The organism is Candidatus Delongbacteria bacterium (assembly GCA_041675285.1).
Lineage (GTDB): Bacteria > CAIWAD01 > CAIWAD01 > CAIWAD01 > CAIWAD01 > CAIWAD01.
Genome location: JBAYTZ010000013.1, coordinates 74672 through 93593 on the forward strand (window position 1 = coordinate 74672; position 18922 = coordinate 93593).

The window sequence follows — 18922 nt, forward strand, 5'->3', positions numbered from 1 at the left end:
CGGTTGGTCAGCGGCTGGAGTCCGGTTCGTCCCCGTCCGAGGGCTTCTTGCCGAAGCCCCAGAGGAGCCAACTCTGCTTGGCCTTCTCCATCAGCAGTTGGAAGTCGCTGGAGCCGGCCTTGAAGTTGACGATGGCGGAGTCCAGGTTCTGGATCACGTCCTGGTTCACGTTGTCGATCAGCACGCCGAACTTGTCCGTGCCGTGCTTCAGGTTGACCATCGAGGTGTCGAAGTTGCGGGCCATGGATTGGTCCATCAACAGGCGCCCCACCGTGCCTTTGCCCGCCTGGAGGTGTTGGGAGATCCGGGCCAGGTCCAGGGTGATCAGGGCCGCGTTGTCGGCCGTGCGCTTGAGCGAGATCAGGATGTCGTCCAGCTCCACCGGCTGCCGGGTCCGGATCCGGCTGTTGTCGGCGATGGCCCGCTCCAGGCCCGTCCCCGGCTCGAGGACCACGACCTTGTTGCCCATCAGGCCCTCCGCCCCGATGCGGGCGACGGCGTCCCGCTTGACGAAGCGCCGGACCTCCTCGTCGATGACCATCTCCACCTGCACCAGGCTGTCGCTGACGATGCTGATGTTGTCGATGGTGCCGATGTTCACCCCGGACAGCCGGACGTTGTTGCCGGCCTGCAGCCCGCCGACGTCGCTGAAGATCCCCACCAGGCGGAAGGTGCGACGGAAGAGTTGCTGGCGCTCGCCGATGAGGTAGATCCCCACCACGAACAGGGCGATGCCCAGGATGAGAAAGATCCCCAGGCGGAGTTGGCTGTTGGTGCTCTGCTTCATCTGACCCACCCCGTCACTTGTCTGATTCGCTACTCGAAGAACGACCGGGTCCACGGATCCGCCGCGTTCGCCAACTCCTCGAAGCTGCCCTGCGCCGTGCAGCGCCCATCCTGGAGCACGATGATCCGATTGGCCGTCCGGCGGGCGCAGTCGATGTCGTGGGTGATGATGATGGACGAGGTGCGGTAGATCCGCTGCACGTCCAGGATCAGCTTGCTGATCTCCTTGGACGTGATGGCGTCCAACCCGGTGGTCGGCTCGTCGTAGAGCATGATCTCCGGTTTCAGGATCAGGGTCCGGGCCAGACCCAGCCGCTTGCGCATGCCGCCGGAGAGTTCGGCGGGCAGCCGCTCCATGGCGGCCTCCAGCCCCACGTTTTGCAGGGCCTCCACGACCAGGGCCTCCAGCTCCGCCGCCGTGCGCTTGCCCGGCTGGCGGCGCAGGGGGAACTCCAGGTTCTCCCGCACGGTCATGGAATCGTAGAGCGCGCTGCTCTGGAACAGGAAGCCGATCCGCCGGCGCAGCAGCAGCAGTTCGGCCCGGGGCAGGCCGGCGACGTCCTGGCCCAGGATGTGGACCCGGCCTTCGTCCAGCTCCACCAGGCCCACCAGACACTTGATCAGGACCGATTTCCCGCTGCCCGAGCGGCCCAACACCACCAGGTTCTCGCCCTTGTGCAGCTCCAGGCTCAGGCCCCGGAGCACGTGGTTCGTCCCGAAGGATTTCTTGACGTGCTCCAGCTTGACGACCAGCTCGCCCATCGGGGCGGCCGTAGCGTCCGGGGACTCCGCCAACGTCGGCTCAGGCAGGGGGCTGGTCATGCTTAGCTCTGCAACAGGCTGGTCAGCTGCACGGCTACCAGATCGATGATGAACACCATGAAAATTGAGAAGACCACCGCGGAATTGGCGGCCTTCCCCACCCCCTCCGTCCCGCTGTGGGAGTGGAATCCCTTGTAACACGAGATCACGCCCACCGCCCAGCCGAAGACGAAGGTCTTCCCCAGCGCGGGCAGCAGGTCCTTGAACTCGAGGCTCTGGAAGACCTGGCTGACGAAGAGTTGCGCGCTCACGTCGCCCTGCAGGTTCACCCCGACGAAGGTCCCGAGCAGTCCCAGGGCGTCCGCGAACACCACCAGCACGGGGAGCATGATGGTGGCGGCCAGCACGCGGCTGACCACGAGAAAGTTGAAGGGATTGGTGCCGGAGACCTGCATCGCGTCGATCTGCTCGCTGACGTTCATGGAGGCCAGTTCGGCCCCGATGCCCGAGCCCGCCTTGCCCGCGAAAATGATCGCCGTGACCACCGGGCCGATCTCGCGCACCAGGGAGACGGCCACCATGGCCGGCAGCCACGAGATGGCGCCGAAGCGCACCAGCGTCGGGCGGGACTGGATGGTCAGCACCAGCCCGATGATGAAGCCCGTGATGGCGACCAGGGGCAGGGACTTGTACCCGATGAGGAAGGCCTGTTTCAGCAGCTCTTCGAACTCATAGGGCGGCAGCAGGGCCTCCTTGAAGAAGCGCCCCGTGAAGCGGGCCAGGGAGGCCGTTTCCAGGAGAAAGGTCTTGATCCAGGAGTCCGGGCGCGACACGGCCGGAGCCGGAGCGGGGGTGCTGGGGTCCGTCGCGGGGACGGGAGAGGCTTCCATGATCAGCGTGCCATTTCGTTGCCGCCACGACCGCGGACTTCGCCGCTCGGCCGGTCCACGGCGTACATCGCTGCGGCCAAGTCGAAAACTGCGTTTCCGGATGCGGAATAATTTTTTCTGCTGTGATGTTGATTTTAACAACACAACTTCTCGACAAAATTTATACAGCAATAAATAGGCCAAGTTGCCCGGTGAGATCCGGCAGCTTCAGATGTGGGATTTGGGAGTTTGGACGCCGGGGGCTGCCTGTCCGGATTGTTCAAGTCCCGGCGGGAGAACGAACCCGCCTGAGGGACGTCATCCGATCCTGATCAAGAAAAACAGTGGGTTACCGCATTCAGACGGACAGTCCTGAGCTGGTGTGATTTTTGCTCTGCCGGAATTGCTCTAAACCTGTGCTTCATACCAGCATTTGTCGAACCCCCCTTGCGGAGAGCTCTCTGCAGGTCGATGCCGGCTGTGGAGCATGGAACATCATCACCACCGGATTGAGGAAGGAGATCAACATGCGGGTCGGCAAGCTTCTGTTCATGGCCCTGGTGGGCAGCGTTCTCGGCAGCGCGGCGCAGGCCGTGGTGGTGGACGAGTTCACCGCGGGCAGCTTCGATTCCAACGTGAATTTCACGGACGTGACCACGGATCCCGGCATCCTGGGCGGCGTGCGCACCACCGAGTTCGTGCACAGCGGGGGCAGCAATTTCGGCCTCTACCTCTCCCTCTACTCGTTCTATGAGGGCGGCGTGGTCAGCTACAGCGGCTTCTTCAACCAGACCACCATGTGGCGCCTGACCTACGGCGGCAGCACGTCGGACAACAACGTGCTCAACCTCGGCTACTGCGACGCCTCGTCCATCCAGGTGGGTCTGGGCGGCCAGCTGGACTACAACTGCAGCGGCGACGGCCCTGACGGCGTGCCCGTCACCATGACCGTGGTGTCGGGCGCCATCGCGCGCAGTTTCGTGCGCATGGTCCACTGCGCGGGCAACGGCGACCAGGGCGACGTGATCGCCGAGTTCTTCTACAGCGACTTCCCCGGCATCGACTTCAGCGCCGTGGACCAGCTGAGCTTCACCTTCAACCAGACCCCTGTGAACAGCCCGGTGGACTACTTCGTCTACGGCATCAACACGATCTGCGACGACAACTTCGTGGGCGCCGACGAGCAGCCCGCCCGCTTCGAGCTGGGCAACGCCTACCCGAACCCCTTCAATCCGGCCACCACGCTGGAGTTCAGCCTGGCCGAGAACAGCCAGGCCAGCTTGAAGGTCTACGACCTGTCGGGTCGGCAGGTGGCCACGCTGGTGGACGGCCTGACGGAGCGCGGCAGCCATTCCGTCACCTTCGACGCCGGCGCCCTGCCCAGCGGCGTGTACTTCTACACCCTGCAGGCCGACGGCCAGAGCCAGACGCGCAAAATGGTGCTGATGAAGTAAGGTCCCGGCACTCCCGGACAAACGGCGCCCCCTGCTCCAGCTAGAGCGGGGGGCGCTTTCGGGTTGGTTGAGACGTGCATGTCAGGGTGCGGCGGGGACCGCGGGATCGGCCACCCGGGCGTACTCCCAGGCCCGGCCGCGCTTGCCCAGGCGCTCGAGCAGGCCGGCGTGGTGCAGCGTGTAGCAGGCCTGCTGGGCCAGGCGGCGCGGGAGTTCCAAGGCCTGGGCCAGCTCGGCGCTGTCGAAGGGTTCGCCCGCGGCGAAGGGCAGCAGCGCGCCCCAGTCGTCCGCGCCGCGGAAGCGGCGGGTCGCCAGCACGTCCAGCAGGCGGCGCTCCACCACCACCCAGCCCTGGCGGCGCCAGGCCTTGCCGGGCTGATGGGCGCGCAGCTCCTCCTCGCTGGTGAGCCACAGCTCCACGGTGAGGTTGGGATGCAGCAGCCAGGGGGCGATGCTGACCAGCTCCTCGAAGGCGTCCAGCAGCTTCCCGCGCTTTGGTGAGCGACGCCGGGACAACTCCCGCCGGCCCGTCGGACCCTCCTCCACTTTCACCAGGAATTTCTCGCCGGGAATGGGCAGCACCACGCGCAGGGCGTGGCCGGGCAGCAGGCGCTGCAGTTTGGGTTTGAGGCGCGAGAAGCCGCTGGTCTGCACCTCCACCAGCCCGCCGGGGTTGACCACGTCCACGATCAGCCCCTCCACGGGCGCTTCGTAGACGGCGCCGGGTTCGCAGCAGAGGGACTTCAGCGTGGCGTGGAGGTGGCCCTCGCCCAGCGTGCCGATGCGCGACCGGACGGGTCCGTCCGGCGGGCCTCCCGCGGATTCCACGACGACTTTGCGGGCTGTCACACCGTTCCTCACCATAGTTGGAGCCAACCGGGGCCCGCGCGGGCCCCGGTGGGACAGGATCACATTCGGCGGCGCTCCGCGCCAGCGTTCAGCGTCGATAGTGGACGCGCAACTGGAGCGCGCGGCCGGACTCCAGCACGGTGGCGCCGGCGCTGAAGGGGTTGCGGGCGTAGGACAGATGCTGCGCATAGGCGTGGTCCAGCAAGTTGTCCAGCTCCAGCGCGAGCTCCAGGCTTTTCCAGGTGGCGCCCAGACCCAGATCCAGCCGGTTCCAGGCACCGGTGGGCCGTTCGTTCAACATGGTGTTCACGCGGCGCTGGGCGGCGGACCAGCTGTGCCGCAGCCAAACTTCCCCCGCCAGCGCGGGCAGCGGCCGGCGCAGGGTGCTCTCCACCAGGAGGGGTGTCATCTCCGGCAGGGCTTCCCCGGCCTCCACGTCGCGACCCCAGGCGAAACTGGCCCGACTGTCCAGCCAGGCCCCCGCGTAGCGCAACTGCGCCTCCAGCATGTCGGCCGCCACGCCGCGCCAGGTCTGCACAGCCTGGCTGGTGCTGTCCGAAGTGGCGAAGGCCGCGCGCGCCGGACTCACGTACCCGTTCACGCGGGATACGGCGGCTTCGCATTCGAAGGGCCCCCGGGCGATCCGGCCACGCAGCGTGTGACGCAGCGCCGCGTCCAGCTCCGGGTTGCCCAGCCACCAGGGTTTGCCGGCGGGCTTGCGCAGGTTCATCCAGAGCGCGTCCAGGCCCGGGTCGTCGCTGGCGGACTCCAGCAACAGGGCGCCGTGCCAGGCTCCCGCGTGCAGGCCGTATTGGAGCGCCACGCCATGGGTCACGAACAGGCGGCTCAGGTCGGGATCGGGCCGCAGCCGCCCCAGCACGCTGCGCACGGCGCTCTCGTCGCCGACCTGGTCCAGGTTGAGGCCCGCCCGCAGGGAGAGGGACCAGGGGCCGGGCAGCCGCAGATTGTGATGGGCCTCGGCGCTGTACTGGCGCAGATCGGGCAGCATGTGGTTCTTCAGCCGACCGGCGGGCGTGTTGAAATGGTTGTCCAGGCTCCAGCGGAACGCGGACACGTGCAGCCAGCGGCCCGTCAGTCCCACGACGGAGTTGGTGGCCTCGGAGACCATCGTGGGCGCCGCCAGCGGCACTCCGTTCACGGCGCGCAGTCCGTCGTCCATGGTGTGCCCGGTGTGGTTGCCGTAGAGCTTCCAGCCCTTCCAGGCCACATGCGCGGCCAGATGGCGCGTGACCCGCTCGTCCATCTGCAGATAGGGAAAGGGCAGATCCTGGTTGAGGCTGGCGGACAGTCCGCCGGACCAGGGACCCTGCTCGGTCAGGAAGGCGGCCTCGCTGCTGCGGTAGTCCGCCGTGCCGCCGTAGGGATAGAGGTCCTGGAAATCGCGGCCCTCACCGTCGCGGTAGCCGGCCCCCAGCAGATGCCGCACGCTCAGCCGCAGGCCGGCCCCCTCCAGGCCCAGGGCCAGGGAATGCTCCGTGGCCGCCAGCGCTGAGCTCTGCAGGTCCGCGTCCCAGGCCAGAGCCCGGCCGGGCCGCTTGCGGTGGTAATCCAGCACGCCGCCCAGCCCGCACGAGGCCGCGCAGCAGCTGCGCAGCAGCTCCAACTCGGCCATTTCGGCGGGATTGAGCCGCGTGGCCGGGTTGTCCATCCGGTTGGGACAGGCGTTGGGGTGGCGCTCCCCGTCGATGAGGATATCGATGTCGCCCCGGTTGAAGGTCCCGGCGCTCACGTCCCCCGTGAGCGCGGCGCCGCGTCTCACGGGCTGCAGGCCCAGGCTCCGCAGCGCCTGCTCCACCGAGGCGCCGCCAAGGGGCGCGCGCTCCTGGCCGGGGGCCAGCCCGGGGCTCCGCACCGTGACCGGCTCGAGAAAGTAGAGCCGCAGGCTGTCCGGGTCGGCCGGCGCGGCCGCGCGGGCCGGGCCTCCGACGAAAGTCAACAACAGCATTGGGCAGAGAACGGCGCTGCCCCGCACACCATGTTTCATGGGTCTTCTCCTGATGTGGGATGAATGCACGGCCAGCCCGGGCGGGCCACCGACAGGGCGGGGCTGGCACCGGGACAAACGGAAGCCCGCGCCCGTGCGCCGGCTGTCCGTCAGGTTTTCATCCGGACATCAATGGGGCGGGGAAGCTCCCGACGGGAAGCCCCGGCGTTCGGCGGCCAGCACGGGTTCGTCCGGCGCCTCCCGGCCTATGCCCGGCGCGGGAACCGCACCCGGCACCGGGAGCAGGAAGACGGAGAAGCGCGGCAGGGGCGCCTTGTAATCGCGGCGGTGCTCCTTCTCGCAGCCGCAGGTGATGTGATGGTTGAGCGGGTTCAGGCAGGAGTCCGCCGAGTGCGGATGCTGGGCGCAGTCGCAGCCGCAGCAGCACTGCATGAAGCCGCGGCTGTCCAGGTGGTGCAGCGCGACGCCGGGCAGCCCCGAGCGCGTGGCGAAGAAGGCCAGCAGCAGCAACAGCAGCAGGCGGATGCCGGAACGCAGGCGGATCACGGCGCGGCTCTTCCTCCAGAACAACTGATCGGCGTGTGACCAGCCGCAGCCGCCGCCCCGCGGGAGAGCCCGCGACCGCCCGCCAGGGCCAGCAGGCCGGCCAGCAGCCCGGGGTAGAGCGGCTCCAGCCCCAGCGGGTAGACGGGCCAGCCGTCCTGGCGGTGCAGCAGGCCGGCCAGCATCCAGCCGCCGCTGACCAGGGCCGCGGCGCCCATCGAGGCCAGACCCGGCGTCAGCCCCCGCTGCGGACGCGGCGCGGCGGGCCGCCAAAGCGCGTCCAGCAGGACCGGAAGCAGCACGGGCACGCCCAGGGAGGCGAAGACGATCCACATCTGCACCACGGATTTCATCTTCCAGGCCAGCAGCGCGCCCGCCGTGGAAGTGAGCAGCACGCCCCAACGCACACGGGCCTGCAGGCCCTGTTCCTCCCGCCGGCCCAGCAGGTCGCGGCTGAAGGTGGTGCCGGAGAGAAAGCACAGGCTGTCCAACGTGGAGAGCACGGTGGCCAGCATCCCGCCCACGAACAGGCCCTGCACCACGGGTGGCAGCAGGTTCGAGAGCTCCGGGAAGGCCAGCAGCGGCTGCTCCAGATCGGGCAGCAGGGCCCGGGCGTAGAGGCCGCAGGCGGTGGTCAACGCGTCGAAAACGAACCAGCAGCCGATGCTGAGCCAGATCCCGCGGCGCGCCGTGCGGGCGTCGCGGGCCACGGCCACGCGCTGGTGGAAGCCGGGGTCCACCAGGGTCCAGAGCGCCACGAAGCCCCAGAGCACGACGGTGCTCCACGAGAGTCCGCCGGGAATCTGCAGGTGCCCGGCGGGCAACTGGGCGGCCAGCCAGCCCAGCCCGCCCCGGTCCAGCATCAGCCAGCCCAGCGCCAGCCCGAAGCCGGCGAACATCAGCAGGAACTGGAGCTGGTCCGTCACCACCACGCTGCGCAACCCGCCCTTCCACACGTAGCCCACGGTGAGCGCCACGGTGAGCGGCAGGCTCCAGGCCAGGGGCAGCCCCGCCAGCCCGCCCAGGAGCAGGGCGGTCATCAGGATGTGCGGCGCCGGAGAGACCATCAGCAGCGTGTAGAGCGCGGCCAGCCGCCCGGCGGCGGGTCCGTGCGCCCGGGCGATCTCCTCGGGAATGCTGAGCGCGTGGGAGCGGCGCAGGCGGTCCGAGAGGAAGAGCGCGTAGACGCCGGCGAACACGTAGTAGAACACGCCCAGGGCCAGCCAGTTCACCAGGCCCCACTGCCAGGTGTACTCGCCCACCGCCAGGATGCCGCCGTACCAGGTGCAGACCAGCGTGGCCACGAAGGCCGGCAGCGTGAGGCCGCGCCCCATGGTCAGGAACTGGGCCGCGTCGGCCCGGCGCCCCGCCCAGTAGCCCAGCAGGGGAACGCCCAGCGTGCAGAGGGCGATGATGAGCAGGGAGAGGGGGGTGGCGTGGATCACGCGTCCGATCCCCAGGGGGCCTGGCGCACCAGATGCACGCGGCCCTGCAGCACGGTGAGCCGCAGCTGGCCGCCCAGCGCGCGGTTGGAGACGCCGTGGCAGCCGGGCCGCAGTTCCAGGCCGGGGCCGCCCCAGCGCGCGCCCGCCAGGTTCAGACGGCAGCCCGCAGGCGCCAGCAGGCTGAAGGCTTCCTCGGCTGCGACCGGAAACACGTGCTCGCCCGGACCCAGCGGCAGCAGGATCTGCTGCTCTCCCGCCAGACGCAGCGCCGGCGCGCCCGGGACGTCCAGCAGCGCGGCCAAGCCCAGCAGCATGTCCAGCCGATCTCCTTCGAAACCGCCCACCCAGCAGCGCGGGCACCCGGCGGCCGCCAGGTGCCGCAGGGCCTTCTCCAAATCGTTGTCGTCCTGCTCCGGGCACTCCAGCAGCCGAGCGCCGTGTCTCACGTGCCAGAGCCGGGCCTCGGCGGTCAGGCTGTCCAGGTCCCCCACGACGCAGGCCGCGGGCAGCGCGGCGGCGTGGAGCGTGTTGGCCCCGCCGTCGGCGGCCCAGAGCGGACCCGATCGCGTCCAGGCGGCGCCCTCCTCCCCCATCTCCACGGGCAGCGGAGCCGGCAGGTCGACCCAGCCGGGCTGCGCGGCGGGCCGCAGTCGGGCCAGCAGCGCCGTCGGGGCGCGGCCGTTGAGGATCAGCAGGGGAGTGGGCGATTCGGGCATTCCGGCATCCTGGGATTGACGGTCCCAAACAACAGCATGCCAGCCAGAATGCCAACAGCGGCGCCGCGCCGGGCCACGAGAAAGGCGCCGGAACCCAGCGGATTCCGGCGCCTTGTCAGGCTTGGCTGGCGGTCGCTCAGTAGACCACGCGCACCGTGTAGAACTTGCGCGCGCCGGACTGCGGCAGCTGCAGCGCGGGTGAACTGGTCTCACCCACCAGGACCGGGATGCCGTCGTAGGCGCCCGTGCTCTCGTAGACCCGATAGGCCAGCGCGCCGGGAACCGCGCTCCAGCCCAGGAAGACCTGGTTGCTGGCCGCGCTGATGCTCAGGTCGCCGACGGTGGCCAGCTCGCCCTGGGGCAGCACGGCCGTGAGACGGAAGTCGTCCACGTACCAGCCCTCGCGCGAGGTGCCGGTGTCGCTGCCGAAGAGCCAGCGCAGCTGCACGCTGGTGGTGCCGTCGGGAATGGCCAGGGTGATGGGAACCCAGCCGCTGCCGTTGCCGCTGAACAGCATGCGCGGGAAGCCCAGCCAGGCGCGCAGGGCCGCCGTGGCCGTGGTCCAGCGCAGATTGTGGGTCAACACAGGGCTGGTCGCGGCATCCGTCCAGTCGCCGCCGTTCAGGCGCCACTGGATCAGGCCGCCGTCGTAGCACGAATCCGGGTAGCTGCCGGAGGTCTCGCCCCGCACCCAGCTCTGCAGCGAGGCGCGGATCTGGCCGCAGTCGGCGGGCAGCGTGATGACGGGCGAAGTGAGCATGCCGCCGGCGCTGTTGGCGTAGTCCAGCGTGTCGGTGCCGCCGAACTTCCAGCTCTGGCTGCCTTCGTAGGCCCGGGCGCTCTCCAGGTGCCACTGGTCCGTGAGGCCGCCGCCGCCCTCGTGCGTGAAGGTGCTGGCGCCGTTGAAGCCCTCGGCGAAGATCAGCGTGTGCACGGAGTAGGTGAACAGCGCGCTGGTGCCGCTGTTGGCGAACTCCGAGGCGTCCACGGCGCTGATGGTGAATTCGACGTCGGCGCCGTTCGGCTGTCCCGGAATCTGCGCCGTCCAGACGTTGACGGACTGGGTCATGGGCAGGGTGTTCCACACGCCCTCCGCCAGCCGCCAGTTCAGCGTGGCCGAGGCGACGCCGCTGTAGTCGGTGATGGTGGCCTGGACCGTGACGACCTCGCCGGCGAAGACCGTGCCCACGGGCGTCACCAGCAGGCTGGGCGGATTGGTGTCCTCCACGGGTCCGGACGGGGTGCTGAAGTAGATCGCGCGCCCGGCGACCAGCGTGCTCGTGCTGGCCGGCTGCTGGGTCCAGTGCCGGATGGTCATGCCCCGCGTGCTGGTCTCGTCCTTGAACCCCACAGTGCAGTAGGGGAAGTCCGTCGAGGCGTTCTGGGTGTCGTTGAAAACGGCGTATTGGAATTTGAAGGGTCCGTCACCGGTCTGGGTCGGATAGTGGAGCGGATCGTAGAGCACCAACTGGAAGGTGTTTGGTCCGCCGCTGGAGTTGGCAGTCAGGTTGTACCAGCTGATCACGAAAGCGTGGGCCGCCGCGTCGTACCAGGTCCAGACGCCGCGGGTCGTGCCCGTGGTCAGGTGGTCGTCCCACATGGGGGCGATCATGGCGTCCGGCCCCATGGAGGAGGGCAGCACGTGGTTGCGGAAGTCCCACTCTCCGAAACCGCCTTCGTCGAAACTGAGGAAGCCGTTGGAGCAGATCGCCGCCCTCGTGTAGGTCTGGCCGTAGTAGGTGAAGGCGAAGGGCAGGTTCACCCAGCGGCCAGCATCCTGCTCGTTGCCGTCGTCGTTGAGCAGGACCTCGCTGCCCGGGCCGCCCTCGGGCGTGCTGATGGCGTACCAGGCGTAATCCGCGGCCAGGGGCGAGTTGTCGCCGTTCTCGTAGGCCCAGTAGCCGTAGGCGTCGGGACCCGTGGGATCCGTGGCGCTCAGCGCGCCGCCCACCGTCACCACGATGTAGAAGCTGCCTTCCAGGCTGCCGTGGTGGCTGCTCCAGTCCACGCGCACGGGCACGGGCTGGCCCCGGTTGACCGAGGCCAGCGCGCCCATGGTCACGTCCACGTTGGTGCTGGCGCCCACGGCCAGATCGCCCACGACCAGCGGCGCGCCCGGGGTGGTCAGCATGTCCTCCACCTGGGGCGTGAAAGTGAGTTCCAGCTCCGTGCCGGCCAGCGTGCCCAGATTGCGCAGGCTCATTCGCACCGTGGCGCTGGAGCCGGGCTCCAGCGAGCCGGCGGGATAGCTGGGCACACCCGGCACCAGGTCCGGGGCGATGACCGGCAAGCGGGCCAGCAGGGGGAAGCTCCCCTGGCTGCTGCCCACCTGCAGCAGGACGGGCACCAGCGTGCCGCTGGGCAGGCCCAGGGCGGGAGCCACCTGCAGGCCCGTGAAGGTATGGCTGGCGCCCGCGGCCAGACTGGCCAGGGTCAGGCCCGGATTGATCAGCGCGCCGTACTGGACGTCCAGCGTGGCGCCGATGTTCAGGTTGGTCAGGGCCGCGCTGCCCTGGTTGGAGATGGTCAGGGAGGCCGCCTGGGCCGTGGCGTTGGGCAGCAGGCCCGCGCCGACGTTCACGCCGGCCAGCGCCGGATTGGCCGTGCCTGTGCTCACGGTCACGGTGTTCAGCAGCGGCACGTGGCGCCGATGCGAGGCCGTCACGTGCAGGGTCCCCGGCTGCAGGCCCGTGAAGGCCAGGGTGACCTGGCCGTTCTCGTCCGTCAGGCCGCGGCTCTGGATGTCCGTGGCCAGGTCCTGCCAGGCGCAGACCACCACGCCCGCCACCGGCTGGCCGCCCGAGGTCAGGGTCAGCGTCAGGTGGTTGGCCCCCGTGGTCAGGGTGGCCGGCACGGTGGCGCTCAGCGGGGCCAGCGCGCCCGCCCACTGGACGGTACCCGGGTCGCCCATCAGGTTGCCCCAGTAGGCGAAGTTGGCCGCGTTGCCCTGCTCGCTGGGCGGCAGGGTGCGGTAGAGCTCATACTTGCCCTGCAGCAGGCAGGCGCCCACTTCCGGCGCGTCGTACTCCAGCAGGCCGCCGTAGTAGCCGCCCACGACCACGTTGTTGTAGCGCGTGTGGGTGCTGAGCGTGGCGAAGCCCATGGCGGCCACGGCGCCGCCCGGCGTGCCGGCGTTTCCGGCCAGCAGGAAGGCCTCGGTGAAGTCGTCGCCGGAGTTGAAGTCCCCCGTGCCGCAGGTGAAGATGGTGGCCACCGGCGTGCGCGGACCCTGGGTCATGGCCATCACTTGGTTGATGTCGAGGCCTTCCATGCCCACCCAGCCGCGGTAGCTGTAGAAGCTGAGCCCTTCCTGGAACCAGTCCGTCACGTGGGCGGAGCCGCTGCAGAAGGCCGTGTCGATGGCCGTGTAGCCCCGGCGCTCCACCAGTTCCGCGCCGATGTTCCGGCTGAGGATCTTCATGGAGAGGCCACAGACGCTGGAGCCCACGGTGAGCCCCGCCCGGCGCAGCCAGCTGTCGTTCTCCACGTAGGGCGTGGATTCGTACTGGAGGATCTTGGCGCAGATGGTGTTGAGCTGGGTGGCGTTGCCCGCGGACAGGCGGCCCACCGCCACGTCGCCCAGGATGTCCCCGCCCTCGATCATGGCGTAGAAATGGTCGTAAGTGCCGCCGTCGGTGGGCAGGGCGTAGTCGCCGTCCACGTCACCCACCAGCAGCACGAAGGCCGCGGGATCGGCGCTCTGGTACTCCGTGGTGATCCGCGCGCGGATGGCCGTCGTGGTGAAGGAGATCTCCGAATCCGTGACCACCACCACCGGGTGGCCCTTCTTGCGCTTCCAGTCCAGCAGGGCCACCAGGCCGGGATTGGTCGCGCCGGCGCTCTTGACGAAGACCACGTACTTGCCCGGCAGGGGGCCGCGGTCGAAGAGCAGGTCGCGCAATGCCCCGTCCCCGCTGACGGTGCGCACCACCTGGCTCTCCAGCATCCGGTCCAGCGACGTGTCACGCGCGGGCAGCTCGTAGGTCCGCGCGTTGCGCGGATCCTCGCCGGCGAAGGAGAGCTCGAAGACCATGCGCGACCAGACCCGGGCCTCGCCCGTGACGGGATTCACCTGCACGGGGAAGAAGCTGGCCTTGGCCACGCGCCGGTTGCGCATCAGGGCCGGCTCGCCCAGCTCCCAGGTCTGGGCGGGCCAGAACTGGTCGGTGCTGTAGAGAAGTTCGTCCCGCACCCAGGGTAGCGGCAGCTCGGCCTCGGTGGCCAGACGCTCCTGGCAGGGCACCACGTCCAGGCCGGGCAGGATCTCCCAGTCCCCTTCCACCAGCCGCAGCTGGACGCCGGAGCGGTCCGGCAACTCGAACAGCTCCTGCACCGAGGGCAGGTCCGGCGCCCCGGGCTGGCCGATCCAGCCGGCGCCGTCCAGGGCGACCTCGAAGCCCGCGCCCGTCGCCACCGGAGCGAATTCCGGCGCGTCGAAGCGCAGCTCCACCAACCGGGCGCCCGCGTCGCCCGCCGTGGCGCGCACATCCACCACAGGCGCGGCCTGGGCGGCTGTTCCCAGCGCCAGGACCAGCAGTCCGGCGCGTGTCCAGCGATCCATCATCATCCAGGTACTCCTTGGCTCGGTGTGCATCATTTCACTTGCGGGGCATGCCGCTCGAGCACCGTCACGGGCAGCCAGCCCGCGCGGGCGGCGGCCAGGGCGGCGCCCTGGTAGTTGTTCGTGCCACGCACATCGAAGGAGCGCATGGCGCTGGTAATGGGCAGCGTGACGCTGGTGCTCGTCACGGTGGCGTCCACCGTGTCACGCGGCCCGTAGGCGTCGCCGCCGTACACGCGGTAACTGGACGAGCCGTTGGCCGTCCAGCTGAGTTGCACGTTGCTGCCGCTGCTGGCGATCTGCAATCCGCTCACCGGCGTCAGGGGCATCTGGCCGGTGGTGAGCAGCAGGGCCTGCCCGCTGACCACGGGGGCGGCGTTGGCGGCCAAGGTGCCGTTGTTCAGGTAGGTGATGCCCACGGTGCGCGTGCTGTTCTGGTGGCCCACCGTGCAGCTGGAGGCGTCCGTCACCTGCAGGTACTGCGCCAGGACCGGCGTGTCACCGGTGACGGTGGGGTACACGCTGGTGTTGAGGAAGACCAGTTGGAAGGTCTGCAGGTTGTTGGTGCCGTAGCGCGGCACGCCGATCCACGAGACCACGAAGCGGTCGCCCGCGACGCTGGCCGCCGCCCGCACCTCGCCCGCGCTGCCGGGGTGGAGGTCGTCCCAGAAGGCGCAGAGCATGTTGGCCTCGTCCTGGCCCACGGCCAGGGCGGTGTTGGAGTACGAGGCTCCCCCGGTGCTGCCCAGCGCGACCCAGCCGTTGGAGCAGACGGTCAGCGTGGTGAAGCTCGTGCCGTAGTAGGTGACGGGGAAGGGCAGGCCGATGGTCTGTGAGACGTCGTCGGAGTCCACCAGCGGGGTGCCCTGGCCGGCGATGTCCATCCACACGAAGTCGGGGCCTTCCCCGGCATCCATGCTGTCATACCAGCGGTAGCCGCCGGCGTCCGGACCGGTGGGGGGATTGCCGTCGACGATCGTGTAGCTCAAGTGTCCGCTGTCCGCCGAGTTGGGCGCCGCCGCGCTGTCCGTGGCCCGGACGTAGTACTCCACGCTGCTGCCCAGGTTGTAGGCCGGCAGGACGCCGACCCAGCTCTCGCCGTTGGTGTGCAGCATGGCGCTGCTCTGCCAGGCTCCGGCCCCCACGCGGTGGAGGAGCAGGGCGGAGCTGATCGCCGTCACGTCGCTGATCGTGCAGTTGACGGACGGGGTCTCGCCGGGCTGCACGAAGGTCAGCGGGACGACCGCGATCACCGGCGGGGCCGCGTCCACCTGCACGGTGTAGGACGTGGTCGCCGTCGTGGTGACGTTGTGGTTGTCGGACGCATCCGTGGCGTCGATCTGGAACTCAACCTGCGTGCCCGCGCTCTGGCCCGGGATGGTCCCCGTGTACCAGGTGCCGTCGTAGGCCATGGCCAGCGGGGTCCAGGCGCCGGCGTTGATGCGGTAGCGCAGCGTGACACTGGCCAGCCCGCTCATGTCCGAGGCCTGGGCCTGGACCGTGACGGGGGACGGCGCGTAGATCGTGCCCACGGGCGTGACCATCACCGTCGGGGGGATGACGTCCACGAAATCACCGGACAGGGTGCTGATGTAAATGGCCCGACCCGCCGCGACGGCCGTGGTGGTGGTGGGCTGCTGGGTCCAGTGGCGCAGGGTCAGGCCCATCGTGCTCGTGTGGTCCTTGAACCCGATGGAGCAGTAGGGGAAGTCCGTCCCGGCGGTCTGGGTGTCGTTGAAGGTCTGGTACTGGAACTTGAAGGGACCGTCCCCCGTGCTGGTCGGATAGTAGGCCGGATCGTAGAGCACGAGCTGGAAGGAGTTGGGTCCGCCGCTGGAGTTGGCGCTCAGGTTGTACCAGCTGATCACGAAGGCGTGGGCCGTGCCGTCGAACCAGGTCCACGCGCCGCGCGTGCTGCCGGTGGTGAGGTGGTCGTCCCACATGGGGGCGATCATGGCGTCCGGTCCCATGCTGGTGGGGAAGGTGTGGTTGCGGAAGTCAAATTCCCCGAACCCCGCCTCGTCGAAGCTGATGAAGCCGTTGGAACACACCATGGCCTGCGAGTAGGAGCGCCCGTAGTAGTTGAAGGTGAAGGGCAGGTTGACCCAGGCGCCGTCGTCCTGCTCGTTGCCGTCGTCCGTCAGGGACACTTCGGTCCCGGACCCGCCCTCCGGCGCGCTGATGGCGTACCAGCTGTAGACCGGGGCGTACCCGGAGGCGTCGCCGTTCTCATAGGCCCAATAGCCGTAGGCGTCGGGGCCGGTGGGATCGGTGGCAGACAGGGCCGCGCCCACGGTGAAGAGGAAGGTGTAGGAGCCGCTGATGCTGCCGCCCTGGCTGGTCCAGGCCACGGTCAGGGGGACGGGTTGGCCCCGATTGGCGCCGCCGGCCACCGTGAGGTTGAGCACCGCCGAGCCGGTGCCCCCCGCCGCGATGGTTCCCGCGGAGATGGCCCCGCTGTTGACCGTCAGCACGTCCGGCAGGGTGGAGGTCACCGTGAGGGAGATGCCCGTTCCGGACACGGCGCCCGTGTTGCGGATGCCCAGCGTGACGTTGCCGGTCTGTCCGGGGCTGAGCGTGCCGGTGACCGAGTTGGGCGTCAGCTCCGGACCCGCCAGCGGCACCAGGGCCTGGAGGGAATACGTGCCCTGGGTGCTGGCCACGGACAGGCCCAAGGGCAGGACCGCGTCGTCTCCCAGGCTGCCCAGCGGGCTGATGGTCAGGCCGTTGAAGGTGTGCGAGGCGCCGGCCGCCAAGCTGGCCACGCTCAGCGTGGGCGTGTTGATGCTGCCATAGGCCGGCGGCAGGCTGGGGGTCAGCACCAGGTTCGTCATCGTGGCGCTGCCGCGATTCTGCAGCGTGAGACTCACCGCCTGGGCTCCGCCACCCGGCAGCAGGCCGATGCCCGCCCCCACCGAGGCCACCGTGGGCGCGGCCGTCGCGGCACCCACGGTCACCGTCTGCAGCAGGGGCTGATGGCGGTGCTCCGTCGTCGTCACGTACACGGTCCCGGCCTGCAGGCCGCTGAAGTTCAGCGTCACCTGCCCGGCGGCGTTGGTCAGGCCCTTCACCTGGATGTCCGTGGCCAGGTCCTGCCACAGGCAGACCGCCGCGTCCGCCACCGGCTGGCCGCCGCTCGTCACCGTCAGGGTCAGGTAGTTGGCCCCCAGGCCCAGGGTGGAGGGGGTGTTCACGGCCAAGGCGGCCGGAGTGCCGGCCCATTGCTCCGTGCCCGGGTCGCCCATCAGGTTGCCCCAGTTGGCGAAGTTCGCCGCCTGGTACTGCTCGCTGGGGGGCAGCGTGGCGTAGAGTTCGTACTTGCCCTGCAGCAGGCAGGCGCCCACGCTGGGCAGGTCATGCTCCAACAATCCCGAGTAGTAGCCGCCCACGACCACGTTGTTGTAGCGCGTGTGGGTGCTGGAGGTGGCGAATCCCATGCAGGCCACGGCGCCGCCCGGGTTGGAGGGGTCGCCCGCCATCAGGAAGGACTCGGTGAAGTCGTCCCCGCTGTTGAAATCGCCCGTGGAGCAGGTGAAGATGGTGGCCACCGGGGTGCGCGGGCCCTGGGCCAGCGCCATGATGGTGGCGTTGGACAACCCGTCCATGCCGATGTAGCCGCGGTAGTTGTAGAAGGAGATGCCGCTGCTGAACCAGCTGGGCAATTGGCTGGCGTCCACGCAGAAGTTGGTGTCGATGTCGTTGTAGCCCCGCCGTTCCACCATCTCGGCCGCGATGCTGCGGCTGAGATGCTTCATGGACAGGTAGCACGCGCTGCTACCCACGTGGAGGACGGCGTGGTTGAACCAGCCGGTGCTGGCGACGTAGGGCGCGGACTCGTACTGCAGGATCTTGTTGCAGACCGTGGCCAACTGGGTGGCGTTGTCCACCGACAAGCGGCCCACGGCCACGTCGCCCAGGATGTCCGTGCCGTCCACCGTGGCGTAGAAGTGGTCGTAGGCGGTGCCGTCCGTGGGGATGGCGAAGGTTCCGTCCACGTCGCCCACCAGCAGGACGAAGTCCACCGGGTTGGCGCCGGTGTATTCGGCGATGATCCGGTTGCGGATGTTGCCCGTGGTGAAACTGAGGTCGTTCTGGCTGACCAGGACCACCCGGTGGCCCTTCTTGCGCTTCCAGTTCATCAGGTCCACGAAGGCCGGGTTGGCCTGGGCCGTGGTGTTGGCGAAAACCAGGTAGTTCCCGGGCAGCCGGCCCGTGTCGAACCAGCCCGTCTCCAGGGGGGCCGCATCCGGGGAATCGACGGTGGTGATCTGCTGACGAACGGCGCGATCCAGCGGCGAGTCCTGGCTGGCGAGCTGGAAGGTCCGCGCGTTGAGCGGGTTCCTTCCATCGAAGCGCACGTCGAACACCATCCGCTGCCAGACCTTGGCCGTCCCGGTGACGGGGTTGACCTGAACAGGTTGGAAGGAGGCGGTCACCACGCGATGGTTGCGCAGCAGGGCCGGCGTGCCCAGTTCGTAGGGCTGACCCGGCCAGAAGGCATTGGTGGCGTAGAGGGCTACGTCCTCCACCCAGGCCAGCGGCAGCTCGGCATCCGTGTGCAGGCGCTCCTGGCAGGGCAGGACGTGGATGTCCGGCACGAGTTCGAAATCGCCGTCCACCAGGGTCAACTGCACGCCCGAGAAATCGGGAATCTCCAGCAGGCGCTGGACGCTGGGAAGATCCGGCGCGCCGGAACGGCCGATCCAACCCGCGCCGTCAAGCAGGACCTCGTGCCCGCTGACGCCGCCCTGGTCGCTCTCCACGAACTGGGGAGCGTCGAAGGTGATCTCCAACTGCCAGGTCTGCCCGTTCCCAACGGGCTGCAGCGAGAGGGACGGGGCTGCGGACAGGCCTCCGGCCATCAGCAAAGCCAGAACCAGGGCGTGGGGGGTTCGCCACGACATGTGCTACCTCATGTGCATAGACGCGGACCGGCTCCGTTCCGGTGGAACCTGTCGCGTAGTGTGAGAA

11 protein-coding genes are annotated in these 18922 nt (G+C 69.1%); 1 reads left to right on the plus strand and 10 read right to left on the minus strand.

Annotation, left to right across the window (positions count from 1 at the left end):
• Positions 1–7: 7 nt before the first annotated feature.
• The 3 genes from WC326_12590 to WC326_12600 all read right to left on the minus strand — a co-directional run bounded on the left by WC326_12590 (position 8) and on the right by WC326_12600 (position 2438).
• Complete coding sequence (locus tag WC326_12590) at positions 8–787, minus strand: MlaD family protein (GenBank protein MFA7331899.1); 780 nt, start codon at positions 785–787, stop codon at positions 8–10.
• A 29-nt stretch (positions 788–816) separates the two neighbouring features.
• Complete coding sequence (locus tag WC326_12595) at positions 817–1548, minus strand: ATP-binding cassette domain-containing protein (GenBank protein MFA7331900.1); 732 nt, start codon at positions 1546–1548, stop codon at positions 817–819.
• A gap of 62 nt (positions 1549–1610) precedes the next feature.
• A complete protein-coding gene (locus tag WC326_12600; GenBank protein ID MFA7331901.1) occupies positions 1611–2438 on the minus strand; it encodes an ABC transporter permease in 828 nt (275 codons plus the stop codon).
• A gap of 506 nt (positions 2439–2944) precedes the next feature.
• Between WC326_12600 and WC326_12605 the strand changes: the two genes are divergently transcribed.
• Complete coding sequence (locus WC326_12605) at positions 2945–3871, plus strand: T9SS type A sorting domain-containing protein (protein ID MFA7331902.1); 927 nt, start codon at positions 2945–2947, stop codon at positions 3869–3871.
• A gap of 81 nt (positions 3872–3952) precedes the next feature.
• On the opposite strand, the gene WC326_12610 is transcribed toward WC326_12605, so the two are convergent.
• The 7 genes from WC326_12610 to WC326_12640 all read right to left on the minus strand — a co-directional run bounded on the left by WC326_12610 (position 3953) and on the right by WC326_12640 (position 18855).
• Positions 3953–4720: a hypothetical protein gene (locus WC326_12610; GenBank protein MFA7331903.1), complete on the minus strand. Its 768-nt coding sequence runs from the start codon at positions 4718–4720 to the stop codon at positions 3953–3955.
• An 88-nt stretch (positions 4721–4808) separates the two neighbouring features.
• A complete protein-coding gene (locus tag WC326_12615) occupies positions 4809–6725 on the minus strand; it encodes a hypothetical protein (GenBank protein ID MFA7331904.1) in 1917 nt (638 codons plus the stop codon).
• Positions 6726–6854: 129 nt separating this feature from the next.
• Positions 6855–7232, minus strand: a complete 378-nt coding sequence (locus WC326_12620) for a hypothetical protein (protein ID MFA7331905.1) — start codon at positions 7230–7232, stop codon at positions 6855–6857.
• Positions 7229–8674 (minus strand): sodium:solute symporter family protein, encoded by a 1446-nt coding sequence (locus tag WC326_12625; GenBank protein ID MFA7331906.1) that lies wholly within the window; start codon positions 8672–8674, stop codon positions 7229–7231. Before WC326_12625 ends, WC326_12620 begins: the two co-directional genes overlap by 4 nt.
• Positions 8671–9390, minus strand: coding sequence for a thiamine pyrophosphokinase (locus WC326_12630; protein ID MFA7331907.1), 720 nt, complete (start codon positions 9388–9390; stop codon positions 8671–8673). Before WC326_12630 ends, WC326_12625 begins: the two co-directional genes overlap by 4 nt.
• 136 nt (positions 9391–9526) lie before the next feature.
• The gene (locus tag WC326_12635; GenBank protein ID MFA7331908.1) at positions 9527–13957 is read right to left on the minus strand and encodes a C25 family cysteine peptidase; all 4431 of its coding nucleotides are present in this window, start codon (positions 13955–13957) and stop codon (positions 9527–9529) included.
• Positions 13958–13983: 26 nt separating this feature from the next.
• Entirely contained in the window at positions 13984–18855 is a 4872-nt protein-coding gene (locus WC326_12640; protein ID MFA7331909.1) for a C25 family cysteine peptidase, read from the minus strand.
• Positions 18856–18922 lie beyond the last annotated feature (67 nt).

Excerpts from the sequence above, each read along its gene's own strand:
- WC326_12590 (MFA7331899.1), bottom strand. The coding sequence starts at position 787 with ATGAAGCAGAGCACCAACAGCCAACTCCGCCTGGGGATCTTTCTCATC.
- WC326_12595 (MFA7331900.1), bottom strand. The coding sequence starts at position 1,548 with ATGGGCGAGCTGGTCGTCAAGCTGGAGCACGTCAAGAAATCCTTCGGG.
- WC326_12600 (MFA7331901.1), bottom strand. The coding sequence starts at position 2,438 with ATGGAAGCCTCTCCCGTCCCCGCGACGGACCCCAGCACCCCCGCTCCG.
- WC326_12605 (MFA7331902.1), top strand. The coding sequence starts at position 2,945 with ATGCGGGTCGGCAAGCTTCTGTTCATGGCCCTGGTGGGCAGCGTTCTC.
- WC326_12615 (MFA7331904.1), bottom strand. The coding sequence starts at position 6,725 with ATGAAACATGGTGTGCGGGGCAGCGCCGTTCTCTGCCCAATGCTGTTG.
- WC326_12630 (MFA7331907.1), bottom strand. The coding sequence starts at position 9,390 with ATGCCCGAATCGCCCACTCCCCTGCTGATCCTCAACGGCCGCGCCCCG.
- WC326_12635 (MFA7331908.1), bottom strand. The coding sequence starts at position 13,957 with ATGATGATGGATCGCTGGACACGCGCCGGACTGCTGGTCCTGGCGCTG.
- WC326_12640 (MFA7331909.1), bottom strand. The coding sequence starts at position 18,855 with ATGTCGTGGCGAACCCCCCACGCCCTGGTTCTGGCTTTGCTGATGGCC.